The following is a 14602-nucleotide window of genomic DNA, read 5'->3' on the forward strand; positions in this document are numbered from 1 at the left end:
GATCATTTTTTGTACTTTGTGATCTCCCTGAGAAACGCGTGTCTTTTCCTTTTGTCTTCATCGCCTTCCACACCTTTGGGTGAGTACCCGTCAACCACTCCGAGTACCGCTCTTCCCTGAGAAGTGATACCCACGATCACCTGTAAAGGATTCGCTGTTGCCGTGTATATCCTGCATACCTCCTGAACGTTCTTGATCTGGTTCAGGATGTTGATGGGATAACCACCTCTTATGTAGATCACAAAGGTGTGGCCGGCACCTATTTTCTTCGCCGTTTCGATCGCCTGATTCACTAACTCTTCGTCGTTTCCTTCGTGCCTGATGAGACACGGCCCACTCGCTTCGTTGAAGGCTATACCGAACTTGAGGTTTGGATTCGTTGTCACCATCACCTCGTACAGATCCTCAACCGTCTTGATAAAATGAGAATGTCCCAGAATAATATTGGCATTTTCCGGAATGGCAACGTCCACGACCTCGAGCTGTATACTCACGCTTTCACCTCCCAGGAATATTCTAACACCAGGAGGTGGGGAAATGATCGCAGTGCTGGATATGGGGAGCAACTCCTTCATTCTCCTTGTCGTTTCGGAGAAAGGGAAGACCGTTCTTGAAGAGGTTTACGAAGTCGGAATAGCCTCCGGAAACCTCGAGAAGGCGAAAGAGGTGTTCAAAGAATGTGTGGAAAAAGCTGAAAAAATGGGGGCGGAACTTCACGTATTTGGAACGGCATTTTTCAGAAGGCATCCCGACATCTTCCAACAGATAACAGGGGACCGGGGAGAGATTTTACCGGAAGAAAAAGAAGCGTACTACTCTTATATTTCTGTGGCGAAAGATTTCGGGAAAAGGGATATCATGGTGGCTGATCTCGGTGGAGGTAGCCTCGAACTCGCCTGGAAAGACGGATACGTTAGTTTAGAACTTGGAACACATGTACTGAATCGCACTTTTTCCTTGACGCTTCCATACATCGAATCGGTGGACGGAATAGTTGAATACGTGATGAAGCGACTTCCCAAGGTAAAAAAGGACGAACTTTTTGGAGTTGGAGGAAGTTTTGTCGCGCTCGCTGCATTGATGAAAGGAAAATGGGACCTGGAAATTCTTCACGGAAGCGTTTTAAAATTAGAAGAGGTTGAAAGACTCGTGGACAAGATCAAAAGGCTGAGTTTTGAAGACGTGAAGAATTTGAATGTGCTTCCCGTAGGACGAGAGAAAACAATACTCGCAGGAGGAATCGTAACCGTTGCTCTTTTGAGAAAATATTCGCCGAAGATGACAGTGAGCACTAGGGGTTACAGATACGGAATAGTGTGGGAGATCCTTGAGAAAAGGTGGCGTGCCCGGGGGGATTCGAACCCCCAACCTCCAGATCCGCAGTCTGGCGCTCTATCCAACTGAGCTACGGGCACATATACAAAAAACTGGCGGAGAGGGTGGGATTCGAACCCACGGTGGGGAAACCCCCACACTTGCTTAGCAGGCAAGCGCCTTCGGCCGCTCGGCCACCTCTCCACCTGTCATCTATTATAGCAACATATTCATGAATATTCAAGGGGAGGAAAAATCGTGTTTGTTTTAAAGAATGTGAAATACAAGGACATATTAAACATTGAAGAACTCCACATTCCGCCACGAAAAATTACCGTTATTACAGGAAAGAGCGGCACAGGAAAAACAACTCTTCTGAAGATGCTGAACAAACTTATTTCACCGGATAGTGGAGAGATTTTCTTCAAAGGCACACCATTGAAAGAGATCGATTCGGTTGAACTCAGACGGAAAGTGGTGATGCTTCCTCAGTTTCCTGTTGTGTTTCCCGGAAACGTGAAGGAAAATCTTATCTTAGGCTTGAAATTTTCTGGAAAAAAGATACCACACGATGAAGAGTTGAGAAACATCTTAAAGTTCGTTATGCTCGAAAAAGACCTGAACGATGATCCAGAAAAATTCTCCGGAGGCGAAAAACAGCGACTCGCTCTGGCAAGGGTTCTTCTCATGGATCCTGAGGTGCTGCTCCTCGATGAACCCACTTCCTCTCTGGACGAAAAAACCGGCATTGAAATCATCAAAAAAGTGTCTAACTTTGCAAAAAATCGGGAGAAAACGCTTGTCATAGTGACTCATAACCCGGAATTGAAAAAATTCGCAGATGTGTTGATCGAACTCAAAAACGGGAGGGTTTTGTGATGGGACCAGTTGATATCGGCCTGATACAGCTTTTGAGCGCCTACATTTTCGTTGTGATTCTGATGTTCATATTGAGAATAAGAAGGATACCGCGGGAAAAAGAAGTTCTGGTGGCATCCATCAGGATGACTTTCCAGCTGGTGCTGGCAGGATTTGTACTGAGTTACATACTCGATCATCCTTCACCTCTCTACACAGTTCTGGCAGTTCTCGTTATGGAGATATTCGCCATCTACAACGTTTACAAAAGGGCAAGGCTTTCTCTTCCATCGAAGGTGAAAAAACGTCTGGAGTTCTTCATAGCGATCTCTGTGAGTACGGGAACGCTTCTCAGCCTTGTGTACTTTCTGTATGTGGTAGTCAGGATCTCTCCCTGGTTCGATCCGAGGTACGTGATCCCTCTTGCGGGTATGATCATCGGAAACTCCATGACCGGTGTTTCACTAGGAGTGAAGACACTCTCTGAGTCAATAACAATTCAAAAAGATATTGTGGAAGCCGCTTTGATGCTGGGGGCAAGGCCAAAAGACGCTGTGAGAATGTTCAGTGACAGGGCGTTCGATTCGGCGATACTGCCAACTCTCAACTCCATGATTGGCATGGGTATCGTGTTTCTCCCAGGCATGATGACGGGACAGATCCTCTCTGGAGCTTCTCCGATCACTGCGATAAAGTATCAGATCGCAATAATGCTTGGAATACTCGGTGGAGTCACGATCAGTGTGAGTGTGTTTCTCTATCTGGGATACAAAGCTTTCTTCAACAGAGAAGATCAGCTGATCGTTTAATGTCAACAAAACTCATGCATTGTACACCCCACTTGACGTTCCCAGAGAGTTATGATAATATTTTTAGTGCTTGGAGGGTCTTTGAAGGGCGGGTGTAGCTCAACTGGTAGAGCATCGGCCTTCCAAGCCGAGGGTTGCGGGTTCGAGTCCCGTCGCCCGCTCCAACGTTTCTGGTGCGCCCGTAGCTCAACAGGATAGAGCATCGGATTTCTAATCCGAGGGCTGCAGGTTCGAGTCCTGCCGGGCGCGCCATTTTTTCGTGGTGACCATAGCTCAGTTGGTAGAGCGCCTGACTGTGGATCAGGTGGTCGCGGGTTCGAGTCCCGCTGGTCACCCCAGAGACGCGCCCGTAGCTCAACTGGATAGAGCGTCGGACTTCGGATCCGATGGTTGCGGGTTCGAGTCCTGCCGGGCGCGCCACTCGAAAACCAATAAACCAATGTCGCTGAAAAGCATAGAAGAACACTCACCGTAGAGGAGGTAGGAACACATGGAAGTACTCAAAGTTGCTTCTAATTCCAACCCCAACAAAGTCGCAGGAGCTCTCGCAGGAGTTATCAGAGAAAAGGGGAAGGCCGAACTTCAGGCAATTGGCGCGGGTGCTGTTAACCAGGCCGTGAAAGCTATAGCCATCGCAAGAGGTTATCTTGCTCCAAGTGGGATCAACCTTGTTTGCGTTCCCGCCTTTGCAGAAGTTCAGATCAACGGAGAAACCAGAACGGCAATCAAGTTCATTGTCTTCCCAAAAGATTGAACTCTGACGAGAAAAACGAACGAAATCCCCGCAAGTGCGGGGATTTTTGTTTTGTTAGTCAGTGTTTTCACGGGGTCCCGGAGATTCTTTGCCCCTCAGAACAAAAACAGGTGTGTCGAGAATCTCCCTCACAACTCCGTTCACCCCGTACACTTCCCAGAACAGATCAGGTGTCAAAATCGCTCTTTCACCGTCGCTTACGATCTTTCCATCTTTCATGAAAATGAACCTATCAGCAAATCGCAGAGCCAGGTTTATCTCATGCATCACGACTAGTGCAATCTTTCCTGATTTCACGAAATCTTGAACTATCTCCATGATCTCGATCTGATTTTTTGGATCGAGGTTGTTCGTCGGCTCATCCAGTAAAAGGATCTCCGGCTCCTGAACGAGTGCCCTGGCAATATTCACTTTTTGAAGCTCACCACCGCTCAAATTCTTCGCTCTCTGAAACACCAGATGTTGGAGATTCAATCGTTCAACCACTCTGTTTACAACTTCGATATCCCTCTTTGAAGGGCTGACGCTTACGTATGGCTTTCTTCCGAGAAGGATCAGATTGTAAACGTTCAACATACCGGGATCGAATCGCTGTGGAACGTACCCTATTATCCTAGCCAGATCTCTTCTGGTGTAGTGCTCGAGAGGTTTACCAAAAATCTCTACACCCTGGCACTTCAAGATACCCGCTACGCACTTCAACAACGTGCTCTTTCCCGCACCGTTTGGCCCCAAGATAGCGATGAGCTCTCCCTTCCGCGCGCTAAAAGTGACATTATCCAGAACTTTTTTGCTTCTGTAACTGAACGAGAGGTTCATTATTCGAAGCATCTCTGTCACCTTTCCTTACTTTGAAGGAGCAGATAGATGAAAAGAGGTGCCCCGAGAAAAGAAGTCACAATCCCCACAGGAAGAACTGTAGGAGAGAGAAGAACACGTGCCACAGTATCGGCCGATAACAGCAAAACACTACCACACAGCGCTGAGAGGGGAATCAAAAATCTGTAATCTTCCCCAAAGAAGATTCTCATCATGTGGGGTGCCAGCAGTCCTATGAAACCGATTATACCGACGAACGCCACACTGATAGCTGTCAGCAAAGTAGAAAGCACTACCAGAATCAATCTCACTTTTTCCACTTCAATCCCCGTCGACTTTGCGATTTCATCTCCCACAACCATCGCGTTGATATCCCACGCCTTCCAGAGGAAGTAAGCGAAAACCGTCAAAAAGACCACCAGAAGTATGATGTTTTCTCTCCAGGTTGTCCTTCCAAGATCTCCAAAGCTCCAATAAACCATCGTGGCGAGTTCCAGATCATCGGCAAAGTACTGGATCAACGCGGTGGCAGCCGTGAAAAGAGAACCCATGGCAACGCCCATCAGCACCATCGCTTCCGGAGTGATTTCTTTTAGTTTTCCCATCAAAAAAATGACGAGAGAAGAACTCATCGCCCCGAGAAAAGCGAAGAGAGCAATAGTGTAGGGATTGTTCAGTGTGACACTACCAGTACTCTCAGAATACCCCGCTCCCAGTGCGATGGCTAAGGAAGCGCCGAACATAGCACCATGAGATGTACCCGTTGTAAAGGGACTGGCAAGAGGATTCTTCAAAACTCCCTGCATAACAGCTCCGGAGACTGCCAAGGAAGCACCAACGAGGATACCAGCGACCACCCTTGGAAATCTGACGCTCCAGATCACAAGTTGTGCTTTCCTGTCACCCTTCCCCAGAAATGCGCCGATAATATCTTTGAACGACAGAGAATAGCCGCCATGTGATAGAGAATAGATCCCTACAAGCACCAGCAAAAACGATAAAAGTAGAATCGTGAAAATTCTTCTCGCAACGTAATTTCTGTAAATCACCATGTTCCACGGAGGATCTTTCCTGAAGAAAGATCTATCTTTCCAAATCCTCCAAATTGCTCAGCCATCTCCTCGTAAACCCTTTTTCCGAGAAGGAATTCATAAATTTCATCCGCCTTTTCCTCCGGATCGATATCGGCAAAACGTTCGGGATAGAGGACTTTTCCGATGAAGTACGCATTGGCCAGAGCCGTTCCGATGTTGGTGGTGTAGTAATTGTAAGGGAGAATGCCGTAGACTTTCCCTCTTTTAACAGCGTTTAAACTCTCATAGAACTCTCTGTGTTTCGAATAATCGTCCAGTACGAGGCTCAAACCGTTTTCATCGATGAAAATGTACTCTGGATCCCAAACGAGTAGCTTCTCAGGATCTATGAATTTGTGTCCTTCTCCCAACCCGTGCACAACGTTCCTCGCGTGTAGGACCACGAAAGGAGGATACTTCGCCTCCGTGCTATCGATTCCATGAACTCCTTTGTATCCGATTCCACCAACGTAGACAGTAGGACTTTCGACAGCCTCAGATCGAGTCGAGAGATCCTCCTGCGCTTTCTTTATGAAATCAACCACTTCATGGGCTCTTTCTTCTCTTCCAAGAATCTTTCCCGCCAGTTCGAGCGATCTGAAGAGATCCTCGTCTTCAAATGTCCCGAGATCTCCGTAACTGAGTACGACAACGGGAATCCCCGTTTTCTCCTGTATGTCCTGCGCCGTCTTTCTGTCAACGTACGTTATAAAGACAACGTCGGGTTGCAGAGTTATCAAAGACTCCAGATTTGGAAGCTTTCCTGGTCCTCCAGGGCCAACACTCGGAAGTTCCTTGAGCTCCGGATACGCAACTATGTAAGGCCTCCCGTAAGGTCTGAGTTTCTCAAAGTCTTCCACACCGACAACCATATCGGTGGCTTTCAAATACGCAATCAACCTGAGCGCCCCGGGACCCACCGCCACGATTCGATTCACGTTCGAAGGAACTTCTACTTCTCTTCCAAGAAGATCCTTTATCACAATTCCTTCCGAAAACAACACGATCGAGAGAATCAGAAAAACAGAGATGAAAACCTTGAATTTCATTTCTCTACACCTCCTCGAACCATCCAATTCTGGCGTTCTCTACGCAGTCTATTTTCGAAGAATACGGTTTGATATCGACGACGGGGGTTCCATCAACAGCGTCCAGTCCCTCCACAACCAGCTCCCTACCTCTCACTTCTAAAAGTTTCACAACAGAAAAACCGATGGGATTCGGTCTGTGGGGAGAGCGCGTCGCGAAGACACCATGCTCACGTTTGTCAAACGGTGGAATGGCGATCAATCTGTCTCTGTTCGCTCTGTCAAGCCAGTAAAGAACGATCAGATGTGTACACGTTTCGATGTCCTTCAACCCTTCTTCGTATTCAGGAAAGAGTTCAATCGTAAATCTTTCCTGAGAAAATCTCCCTTGGAAAGGGCATTCGGAAGGACTTTTGAAAGGAGATCTAATCACACCAATCTGTTTCAACAGAAACATCCTCAATTCCCCCTTTAAATTAAAAAAATAACCCCCTGCACACGCAGGGGCTCTTTGGTGGAGCCGATGGGATTTGAACCCACGACCTCTACCGTGCGAAGGTAGCGCTCTCCCAGCTGAGCTACGGCCCCACATCCGTGATTTATTATACTCGATCTCTTCCCTTTATTCAAGTCTTCGCTCGGAGATTTTTATAGAAATAAAACTTTGGTTGGGGAATCATCGTACTCTGTAAATATTATGCATAAAAACATATTTGAATTCGTTATGATAAAGAATCAACAATTAAAATGAGTTTTATAATAATCAAAAAAACGATAGTTTATAATATTTGTTGACATACCCCGGTTTTATATGTTAGATTAAATCAGGGGATAGATAGTATGGACCCTTTATCATAGTTTCGCTTTTTGGTATGGTCGTTATGTATTTTTTCTTTCCTGAAACGACAAACGTGGTGGTCGTTTCCGTTCTGAATTTTGTAGCGCTTTTTCTCTCGTTTTTCACACACTACACCAGCTCAAGAAAAGACGAGGATTTGAACGTCCTCACTTTTTCGTGTTTGCTTTCCTCTCTGTTTTCTCTCTTTTTTCTTCGAGTTTTCCTCATGAATCCAGAAAACGCGTGGATGTTTTTGAGTAGCTCCAAGCTGATCCTCGCTGAAGGTTCCTTTCTCTTCCTGATCGGGAAGAAAAAGAATTATTTCAAATGGCTCGTTGTTCTCACATTTGTTATTCTTTTCGCTGTATCAGTTTTGAGATTCAATCTGGTTTTCTACTTTGAAAGTGTTTCGCTCGCTCTTTTTTCACTCCTTCTCCTCATCAAAAAACCGCAGGCAACACTCCTTTCAGTGAGTTTGTTTCTTTATTCCATTTCCTCGATCTTCTTTTACTTTTTCAGAAGTGCATACCCCTATCATGTAACATCGGGCAGCATCTTTTTGATGTGGCATTTCGTGAAAAAGTACGTGGAGACACCCAAAAAAGAAGCGGAAAAGCTCTCAAAGGAACTCGGAATCCCTCCCGAACGAATCTCTTCTGTCGTCACGAACCTTTACAATTTTCTCATCGAAGTCCTGCGAATCATACCGGAAATTTTGCGTGAGGAAGATCAAAACAGAGTGAGAGAGATCTTCAACAAATATTTTTCGCAAGAATTGTCCTCTTGCTTTCCAGAGTTAAGAGACACTTTTTCAAACTTTGTTGAGGAGTACGTATCTTTCCTGGAAGAAAAACAAAAATTCCAGGACATGTACGTTGTACTCACCAAAAACCTCGCACACAATTTGAAAAACCCGGTGAATGCCATTTACGTGAGTGCTCAGCTCTTGAAACGACAGTTCCCGGAGACCTCGCCCGTGGTTAGAAACATAGAAAAACTCTGCCACGAGATGACAGAAGAGATAGAAAGGATTCTCAAAGCGTCGATAGGAAGAAACGAAGTTCTGAGAAAAGATGACCTGGAAAAAGCCCTGGAGCCGCTTCTGGAAATGGCTCGGCTCAAGAACCTCGAAACAGATATCGAAATGGAATTCGACGAACTCGAAATCGACAGAGATGCTTTCCACTGGTCACGAACCTGTTTTCGAACGCGGTGAAGTACACTCCCTCCGGAAGAGTGGCTCTCAAAATAGAAAAGAAAAATGATAAAATCAACTTGCGTGTTTCCGACACAGGACCGGGGCTGAAAGAACAGAACGGATTTGGACTATTCACAGTGAAGAAACTGGTGAACTATCTGAACGGTTCGATGGAGGTCATAAAAAAGGATGGTACCACATTCATAATAACCCTTCCCCTCAGGAGGGATAAAAATGACAGTACTGATCGTAGAGGATGATGACATCACGCGGGAAGCCATGGGACAGTATCTGAAACTCTCAGGCATCGACGTGATCGAAGCAGAAAACGGAGAGAAAGCCGTCGAACTTTCGAAAGACGTCGATGTCGCACTGGTGGATGTGATGCTTCCAGGGATGAGTGGAATAGAAGTGGTGAACAAGATAAAAGCGAAGAATCCATCCTGTGTGGTCTTCGTCGTAACTGCGTATGACGACACCGGAATAATAAAAAAATGTGTGGAGGTGGGAACCGACGATTTTATTAAAAAACCTGTCAATCTCGAACTGTTGAGACTGAAAATAACCCACGCACTCAGAAACAGAGTCTTCCATCTGTACAGAAACAGCTACCTGAAATCGTTGAAGAAAAAACTCTTTCTTTTGGAAAAGACCGCAGAGGAATTCTTCACAGAATACGAAGACTTCCTCTTTGAGGTTCTGGAAATATTGAACATGCTTTCCGAATACAGAGACATGGAAACACACAGACACACAGAGAGGGTTGGATGGCTCTCAGGAAGGATCGCTGAAGAGATGGGGATGAGCGAAGTTTTCGTCACAGAGATACAGTTTGCCGCTCCTCTCCACGATATTGGAAAGATCGGAATACCCGATAGAATCCTGCTGAAGCCTGGCATCCTCACACCGGAAGAATTCGAAATCATGAAACAACACACCACCATCGGATTCAAGATCCTCAGCCGGAGCAACTCCCCTATTCTTCAACTTGGAGCAGAAATCGCTCTCACACACCACGAAAGATGGGATGGGTCCGGATATCCCAGAGGACTGAAAGGAAGAGAAATACCCATTTCTGGTCTCATCGTAGCGGTGGCGGACAGTTTCGACGCCATGGTTTCCAAAAGACCCTACAAAAACCCAAAACCACTTGAAGAAGCGTTCAGAGAGATAGAATCCCTCTCCGGAAAGCTCTATTCACCAGAAGTAGTCGAAGCCTTCCTGAAACTGGAAAAAGAAATAACTGATGTCTACAGGAGGGAGAAGGATGAAGATACCTCCAACAACGGCAGGCGTTCACATCAGAGCTCCTCTGGAGAAGGTGTGGAGGGTATTCGTTAACGAAAACGGCTGGGACGGCTGGTTCACTGATGGCATGAAGATGGAGCTGAAAGAAGGGGGAAAGATCTTCTTCAGGTGGTTCAGAAAAACGTTCGGGGAGGAAGTGACGGACGAAGGCATCATCCATAGGTTAGAACCTCCAAATCTCATAGAGTTCTCCTGGAACACATACGAAGATGGATTCAGATCCCGTGTCAAGATGGAGTTCTTTCCTTCCAGCTACAACGGTACCTGGATTCAGATAGAAGACCACACAATAGTCCTCAGCGAAGAGGACATGAAAATAAAGCTCGAATGCGCGGTCGGATGGGGAGAAATGTTGACCCTCGCGAAGATATGGATAGAATACGGGATATCAACTCTCGAGAACCCTTGAAATCTCCTCCACGATCTTTTCTATCTCCTCTCTGTCTTTCCCTTCAACCGTGATTCTTACAACGGGCTCTGTACCGGACGGTCTTATCACCACACGGTAGCCCCTGGAAGTGCTCTCTTCAACGATCTTTCTCAGATTCTCATTTTCGAGAGACATTCGCTCCGTTCTCCTTACGTTCTTTGTGATCTGCGGATAATCTGGTATCTCCTTCGCAAAATCAGAAAGATTTCTTCCTGATCGCCTGAGAACTCTCATCAGCTCCAAAGCGGTTATCAAACCATCTCCCGTAGTGCTTCTGTCGAGGATTATTATGTGACCGGATCTCTCTCCTCCCAAATTCGCTCCACTTTCGATCATCTTCTCAAGGACGTATTTGTCTCCAACCTTCGTTCGAAGAAGCTTTATTCCTCTTTCTTTGAGAAAATCTTCGAGACCTCCATTCGTCATAACGGTACCCACCACGGTATCGCTGTTTAGACGCCCCTCTTCTTTCAACCCAACTGCGAGGATTCCTATGATCCTATCTCCGTTCACAACGTTTCTTTCTTCGTCTACAGCTATCACACGGTCTCCATCACCATCGAAGGTGAATCCTACCTTCCCGTTCTTCATCTCTTCAGCCAAAAACCTGGGATGAGTGGCGCCACACCCTTGATTTATGAGAAGTCCGTCCTGGGAGTCATTGAACACCTCTACCTTCGCTCCAAGGAATTCAAAAACCTCTTTGGCCGTTGTCGTGGTGGCACCGTTCGCAAGGTCAAGGGATACCATCTCACCCGTGAGATCGAGATCCCTGAATATTTCAAGAACCGCTCCGATGTACATGTCTCTTCCTTCTCTGAACGATTTTGTCCTGCCGACAACCGAGCGAACTGGAAAATAGCCGCTTTCTATTTTTTCTTCTATTTTCACTTCCATCTCATCTGGTATCTTGTATCCACCTTTCAACACCTTTATACCGTTGTATTCTGGAGGATTGTGAGAAGCCGAAATGACAACACCGAACGACCTGGTGATCCTCGTGAGGAGAGCCACCGCGGGCGTCGGAAGGACGCCGCACAGAAGGACGTCCACCCCCATAGACGTGAGGCCAGCGGAAATAGCCGCCTCGAGCGAATCCCCCGAAACTCTCGTGTCCTTTCCCACAATGACTCTTCCTTCTCCGACAATCTCTCCCAGCGCTTTGCCCACCTTGAAGGCCAGCTCGTCCGTGAGCGTTTCACCAAAGACTCCCCTTATCCCGTCGGTTCCAAAGTATTTCACCCTCATAACCTCCCTTTTTGAAGCGTGTAAAGATGAGACATGTAGTTTCTAAGGTATGCGTGAGAATCTCCTTCTTCGCTGTATCTGTAATGATAAACAGCATCCGGATCCAGGTTTTCACATATCAAACCCTCACCGCTCTCTATCTCGTTCATAACCTTTCCGTTTGGACCCACTATCCTCGTTCTTCCGACGAATTCCACAAAACCTTCGCCGCACATGGAGGATGCCACAAGGAAAACTCCGTTCTCAACTGCCCTGGATCTCGTGGCAACATCGTACGTGTGCCCCCGAGCCTTCCCAAAAGCAAAGGCTGAGAGAATCACTTTACTCCCTTTGAATGTTAAAATACGTGATATTTCAGGGAAGCCGATCTCATAACAGATCAACGTGCCAAAAACTACCCCTCTGTAAGAAAACACAAGAAAATACTCCCCAGGTTCAAAGACGTTTTTCTCTCCACGAAAGAGATGTGTTTTATCGTAGAAAAGCAATTCCTTTTTCTTCTTGAAAATCACAAGCGAGTTTCTGAGCTTTCCCAGAACGATCCTTGGTGTACCAACAGCTATCAGTATCTGTCCTTCCCTTGAAAGCTTCAAGAGCTTTTTCTTTGCGACTTCTGAAAAAAACAAGGCTCCCCTTTTCAGAATCGCCTCGTCCCAGGTGTACCCACTGATTGTGAGCTCCGGAAAGACAACGACTTCGGCTCCTTCCGAAACAGCCATCTCTATGAACTGTTCTATTCTCTCCAGATTTCCTTCGAAGTCACCGATCGCTGGTAACATCTGTACTGCCGCCACTCGCAATTTCGTACACCTTCCTCGCAAGCATTTCCTGCTTCATCCAGTAACCGTCGAGAATACCCTTTGAAGCGAGCCTCCCCAGAAATTTGTAATGAACCTCTGTGAGTCTTCCGGGCCCAGCATTGAAAAGTTCCGTCCCGGGAAGCGGCATGAAGGTGTGCGCATGGATCTTTGCGCCGTATCTCTCCACTATTTTAACAATAAAGCTGAAAGTTTTCTCCACATCCTCTTCCGTTTCGAACGGGAAGCCGAATATGAAATCAACGTGTGGAATAAAACCGTGAAGAGAGATCTTTTCTATCGCTTCCTCTACCTGTTCAACCGTGTGGCCACGCTTTATGATCTTCAAGATCCTGTCGCTTCCGCTCTGGGCACCTATCACTATGGAACGGTTGTTGACGTACTTTTTCACCACTTTGAGTACTTCGTCGGTCACAGACTCTGGCCTCACTTCGGAAGGAAACGTTCCGAAATATATTTCTTCGATACCAACCCTTTTGAGTCCATACAGGAGTTCTTCTATCTTCTCTACATTGGGTGTTACTCCATTCTTCGAACCATAGCCGAAGGAGTTGGGAGCTATGAAACGAGCGAGCTTCCTTCCGTGTTTCACACCGAGTTTCGCGTAGTGAACAACGACGTCCACATCACGGTGTCTCACCTGTCTTCCAGCGATGATCGGTGTCTGACAGTACGCACAAGAAAACGGGCATCCCCTCGTGATTTCGATGGGCATGTAGATTCCTTTCGAAGGTAGGAAAGGTGAGTAGTGGTTCAAGTTGACTCTCTTTGAGATACCATCGAAGATCTTTTTTCTCTCCCCCATCAAGAACCTCAAAATATTCTCCTCTCCATCCCCCGTGAAAACGTGATCGAATCCCATTCTCAAGCAGCCTTTTGGATCGGCTGTCACATGCGGTCCTCCCGCGATGAGCGTGTATCCCCTTTCCTTCAATGTTTTGACTTCCTCTCTGACGGTATCAAGGTCAAAACTCATGAAGGAATAGGCAACGATGGTCTTTTCTGGAGGGAACTTCTTTATTTCCTCAAACTTCACAGGTCTTGCTTCCACATCGAGGTGCCTGCTGTATATGGTTGAGAGAAGGGCCGCGAGGCTGTACCAGTTATTCTTCATCTCTCTGAAGAGAATATACATCCAGTGCCACCTCTTCTATGAACTCGTGGAAGAACGGCTTTGGATCTTCTTCGCTTTTCACGACTCTGTCCAGATCGTAGAGATCCCTCAGTATCTTTCTAACCTTCTTCACATCGTAATAGAGGAGGTGGTTTATCACCTTGAATTTCCAGGTCTTAAAGGAGAAACCGAGGAAACGAGCCACACGAGGAACGGGAATTCCCAGCTCTTTGGACACCCTGGACACATCAGGCCAGGTGTAGTATCTTTTCTTTGTCACAAGAACGAGGATTTTGAAGAGATCCAGGAAGTGATTCGCAAGGACAGTGGCAATCACCACGGGCTCTGTGGTTTTCCACAACTGCGACAGAAGAGAGTGAGCGATCTTCCTTTTTCCTTCGGAAACGGCAAAGCAAAAATCATCGTATCCCGGAGTCTGATAGGTGAAAACGACCTCTTCCACGTCCTCTACCGTTATCTTTTTGTCCTCGGAATAAGCTTTCAGCTTTTCAATCTCCCTTTCTATGATCAGGTCGTTCGTTCCAACCTTGGAGAAAAACAGCTGAAGGGCATCTTTATCGATGAGCAAACCATTTTCCCTGAAGCGCTTTTCTATCCATTCAAGCCATTTGTCCGTTTCCCATGGCTTTGGAAGCTCCAGCGCTACTCCCTTTCCACCTGTTTTTTGAGAACGGATGAAGATATGAACGTCTTCCGGTACATTTTTCAAAAGTTCAACGAGACGCTTCTGTTCCTGCGCTTTCCACTCATCGAAATTGACGATATCAATGATCGTCTTGTTGGAAAAGATCGTCTTTGTCCTGAGTAAAGACCTTATGAAATCGATCTTGTCAGGATCCTCCGGATGGATCCTTATGTACTCCACATTTCCATCCTTCAGTAGTTTCTTTATCAATTCTTCTTTCTGAGTCTCTGCAGTGCCTGTGAGAAACGTGACCGGCATACAATCACCTCTCATGGTGATTTTAACAC

General features: G+C 46.5%; 16 protein-coding genes, 7 tRNA genes and 1 pseudogene. 12 read left to right on the top strand and 12 right to left on the bottom strand.

The features are described 5' to 3' along the window. Positions 1-2: 2 nt before the first annotated feature. Positions 3-494, bottom strand: coding sequence for an adenosine-specific kinase (locus TPET_RS03680; protein ID WP_011943331.1), 492 nt, complete (start codon positions 492-494; stop codon positions 3-5). Positions 495-555: 61 nt separating this feature from the next. Between TPET_RS03680 and TPET_RS09700 the strand changes: the two are divergent. Then, positions 556-1323, top strand: a pseudogene (locus TPET_RS09700) (Ppx/GppA phosphatase family protein); the annotation flags it as partial. 15 nt (positions 1324-1338) lie between these two features. On the opposite strand, the gene TPET_RS03690 reads toward TPET_RS09700, so the two are convergent. Continuing rightward, positions 1339-1415, bottom strand: a tRNA-Arg gene (locus tag TPET_RS03690). 13 nt (positions 1416-1428) lie between these two features. After that, positions 1429-1518, bottom strand: a tRNA-Ser gene (locus TPET_RS03695). A 54-nt stretch (positions 1519-1572) separates the two neighbouring features. On the opposite strand from TPET_RS03695, the gene TPET_RS03700 reads away from it, so the two are divergent. From TPET_RS03700 to TPET_RS03730, 7 genes are all read left to right on the top strand, one after another. Further along, positions 1573-2193 (top strand): ABC transporter ATP-binding protein, encoded by a 621-nt coding sequence (locus TPET_RS03700; RefSeq protein WP_011943333.1) that lies wholly within the window; start codon positions 1573-1575, stop codon positions 2191-2193. Beyond that, on the top strand, positions 2193-2981 hold the full coding sequence (locus TPET_RS03705; RefSeq protein ID WP_011943334.1) for an ABC transporter permease: 789 nt from the start codon (positions 2193-2195) through the stop codon (positions 2979-2981). The genes TPET_RS03700 and TPET_RS03705 overlap by 1 nt, the downstream gene beginning before the upstream one ends. Positions 2982-3069: 88 nt before the next feature. Then, positions 3070-3145: transfer RNA gene (locus TPET_RS03710), tRNA-Gly, on the top strand. Positions 3146-3156: 11 nt separating this feature from the next. Then, a tRNA-Arg gene (locus tag TPET_RS03715) sits at positions 3157-3233 on the top strand. Positions 3234-3243: 10 nt separating this feature from the next. Continuing rightward, positions 3244-3319, top strand: a tRNA-His gene (locus TPET_RS03720). Positions 3320-3324: 5 nt separating this feature from the next. Next, a tRNA-Arg gene (locus tag TPET_RS03725) sits at positions 3325-3401 on the top strand. Positions 3402-3471: 70 nt separating this feature from the next. Next, positions 3472-3735: a stage V sporulation protein S gene (locus TPET_RS03730; RefSeq protein WP_004082838.1), complete on the top strand. Its 264-nt coding sequence runs from the start codon at positions 3472-3474 to the stop codon at positions 3733-3735. Positions 3736-3789: 54 nt separating this feature from the next. On the opposite strand, the gene TPET_RS03735 is transcribed toward TPET_RS03730, so the two are convergent. From TPET_RS03735 to TPET_RS03755, 5 genes are all read right to left on the bottom strand, one after another. After that, positions 3790-4566: an ABC transporter ATP-binding protein gene (locus TPET_RS03735; RefSeq protein ID WP_011943335.1), complete on the bottom strand. Its 777-nt coding sequence runs from the start codon at positions 4564-4566 to the stop codon at positions 3790-3792. Between the two features lie 5 nt (positions 4567-4571). Beyond that, a complete protein-coding gene (locus TPET_RS03740) occupies positions 4572-5606 on the bottom strand; it encodes a FecCD family ABC transporter permease (RefSeq protein WP_011943336.1) in 1035 nt (344 codons plus the stop codon). Continuing rightward, on the bottom strand, positions 5600-6676 hold the full coding sequence (locus tag TPET_RS03745; RefSeq protein ID WP_011943337.1) for an iron ABC transporter substrate-binding protein: 1077 nt from the start codon (positions 6674-6676) through the stop codon (positions 5600-5602). The genes TPET_RS03740 and TPET_RS03745 overlap by 7 nt, the downstream gene beginning before the upstream one ends. Positions 6677-6680: 4 nt before the next feature. Beyond that, complete coding sequence (gene tsaA / locus TPET_RS03750) at positions 6681-7112, bottom strand: tRNA (N6-threonylcarbamoyladenosine(37)-N6)-methyltransferase TrmO (protein ID WP_004082829.1); 432 nt, start codon at positions 7110-7112, stop codon at positions 6681-6683. Between the two features lie 55 nt (positions 7113-7167). After that, positions 7168-7243 (bottom strand) — tRNA-Ala (locus TPET_RS03755). A gap of 293 nt (positions 7244-7536) precedes the next feature. Here TPET_RS03755 and TPET_RS03760 point away from each other — a divergent pair. Genes TPET_RS03760 through TPET_RS03770 form a run of 4 tightly spaced genes read left to right on the top strand, consistent with a single transcriptional unit; the run spans position 7537 to position 10408 of the window. Further along, positions 7537-8709, top strand: a complete 1173-nt coding sequence (locus TPET_RS03760) for an ATP-binding protein (RefSeq protein ID WP_238374319.1) — start codon at positions 7537-7539, stop codon at positions 8707-8709. Continuing rightward, positions 8706-8951 carry an ATP-binding protein gene (locus TPET_RS09595; protein WP_238374320.1) on the top strand — a complete coding sequence of 82 codons (246 nt, stop codon included), beginning with the start codon at positions 8706-8708 and terminating at the stop codon, positions 8949-8951. The genes TPET_RS03760 and TPET_RS09595 overlap by 4 nt, the downstream gene beginning before the upstream one ends. Next, a complete protein-coding gene (locus TPET_RS03765; RefSeq protein ID WP_011943338.1) occupies positions 8926-10032 on the top strand; it encodes a cyclic di-GMP phosphodiesterase in 1107 nt (368 codons plus the stop codon). The genes TPET_RS09595 and TPET_RS03765 overlap by 26 nt, the downstream gene beginning before the upstream one ends. Continuing rightward, complete coding sequence (locus TPET_RS03770) at positions 9959-10408, top strand: SRPBCC family protein (protein WP_048810864.1); 450 nt, start codon at positions 9959-9961, stop codon at positions 10406-10408. Before TPET_RS03765 ends, TPET_RS03770 begins: the two co-directional genes overlap by 74 nt. Here the strand turns inward: TPET_RS03770 and glmM are convergent. The 4 genes from glmM to holA are packed head-to-tail and all read right to left on the bottom strand — an operon-like array spanning position 10388 to position 14573. Beyond that, positions 10388-11677 carry a phosphoglucosamine mutase gene (gene glmM, locus TPET_RS03775; protein ID WP_011943340.1) on the bottom strand — a complete coding sequence of 430 codons (1290 nt, stop codon included), beginning with the start codon at positions 11675-11677 and terminating at the stop codon, positions 10388-10390. The genes TPET_RS03770 and glmM overlap by 21 nt on opposite strands. Next, on the bottom strand, positions 11674-12456 hold the full coding sequence (locus tag TPET_RS03780; protein ID WP_337998347.1) for a carbon-nitrogen hydrolase family protein: 783 nt from the start codon (positions 12454-12456) through the stop codon (positions 11674-11676). The genes glmM and TPET_RS03780 overlap by 4 nt, the downstream gene beginning before the upstream one ends. After that, positions 12437-13630: a TIGR04013 family B12-binding domain/radical SAM domain-containing protein gene (locus TPET_RS03785; protein ID WP_008193935.1), complete on the bottom strand. Its 1194-nt coding sequence runs from the start codon at positions 13628-13630 to the stop codon at positions 12437-12439. The genes TPET_RS03780 and TPET_RS03785 overlap by 20 nt, the downstream gene beginning before the upstream one ends. Further along, on the bottom strand, positions 13599-14573 hold the full coding sequence (holA, locus tag TPET_RS03790; RefSeq protein WP_008193936.1) for a DNA polymerase III subunit delta: 975 nt from the start codon (positions 14571-14573) through the stop codon (positions 13599-13601). Before holA ends, TPET_RS03785 begins: the two co-directional genes overlap by 32 nt. Positions 14574-14602: the final 29 nt, after the last annotated feature.

It is taken from the genome of Thermotoga petrophila RKU-1 (assembly GCF_000016785.1).
GTDB classification, from domain to species: domain Bacteria; phylum Thermotogota; class Thermotogae; order Thermotogales; family Thermotogaceae; genus Thermotoga; species Thermotoga petrophila.

What these genes read in the sequence shown, in the direction of transcription:
- TPET_RS03780 (WP_337998347.1), bottom strand. Translation starts at nt 12,456, where the DNA reads ATGTTACCAGCGATCGGTGACTTCGAAGGAAATCTGGAGAGAATAGAA.
- glmM (WP_011943340.1), bottom strand. Translation starts at nt 11,677, where the DNA reads ATGAGGGTGAAATACTTTGGAACCGACGGGATAAGGGGAGTCTTTGGT.
- TPET_RS03760 (WP_238374319.1), top strand. Translation starts at nt 7,537, where the DNA reads ATGTATTTTTTCTTTCCTGAAACGACAAACGTGGTGGTCGTTTCCGTT.
- TPET_RS03705 (WP_011943334.1), top strand. Translation starts at nt 2,193, where the DNA reads ATGGGACCAGTTGATATCGGCCTGATACAGCTTTTGAGCGCCTACATT.
- TPET_RS03745 (WP_011943337.1), bottom strand. Translation starts at nt 6,676, where the DNA reads ATGAAATTCAAGGTTTTCATCTCTGTTTTTCTGATTCTCTCGATCGTG.
- TPET_RS03735 (WP_011943335.1), bottom strand. Translation starts at nt 4,566, where the DNA reads ATGCTTCGAATAATGAACCTCTCGTTCAGTTACAGAAGCAAAAAAGTT.
- TPET_RS03740 (WP_011943336.1), bottom strand. Translation starts at nt 5,606, where the DNA reads ATGGTGATTTACAGAAATTACGTTGCGAGAAGAATTTTCACGATTCTA.
- holA (WP_008193936.1), bottom strand. Translation starts at nt 14,573, where the DNA reads ATGCCGGTCACGTTTCTCACAGGCACTGCAGAGACTCAGAAAGAAGAA.
- TPET_RS03785 (WP_008193935.1), bottom strand. Translation starts at nt 13,630, where the DNA reads ATGTATATTCTCTTCAGAGAGATGAAGAATAACTGGTACAGCCTCGCG.
- TPET_RS03770 (WP_048810864.1), top strand. Translation starts at nt 9,959, where the DNA reads ATGAAGATACCTCCAACAACGGCAGGCGTTCACATCAGAGCTCCTCTG.
- TPET_RS03730 (WP_004082838.1), top strand. Translation starts at nt 3,472, where the DNA reads ATGGAAGTACTCAAAGTTGCTTCTAATTCCAACCCCAACAAAGTCGCA.
- TPET_RS03765 (WP_011943338.1), top strand. Translation starts at nt 8,926, where the DNA reads ATGACAGTACTGATCGTAGAGGATGATGACATCACGCGGGAAGCCATG.
- tsaA (WP_004082829.1), bottom strand. Translation starts at nt 7,112, where the DNA reads ATGTTTCTGTTGAAACAGATTGGTGTGATTAGATCTCCTTTCAAAAGT.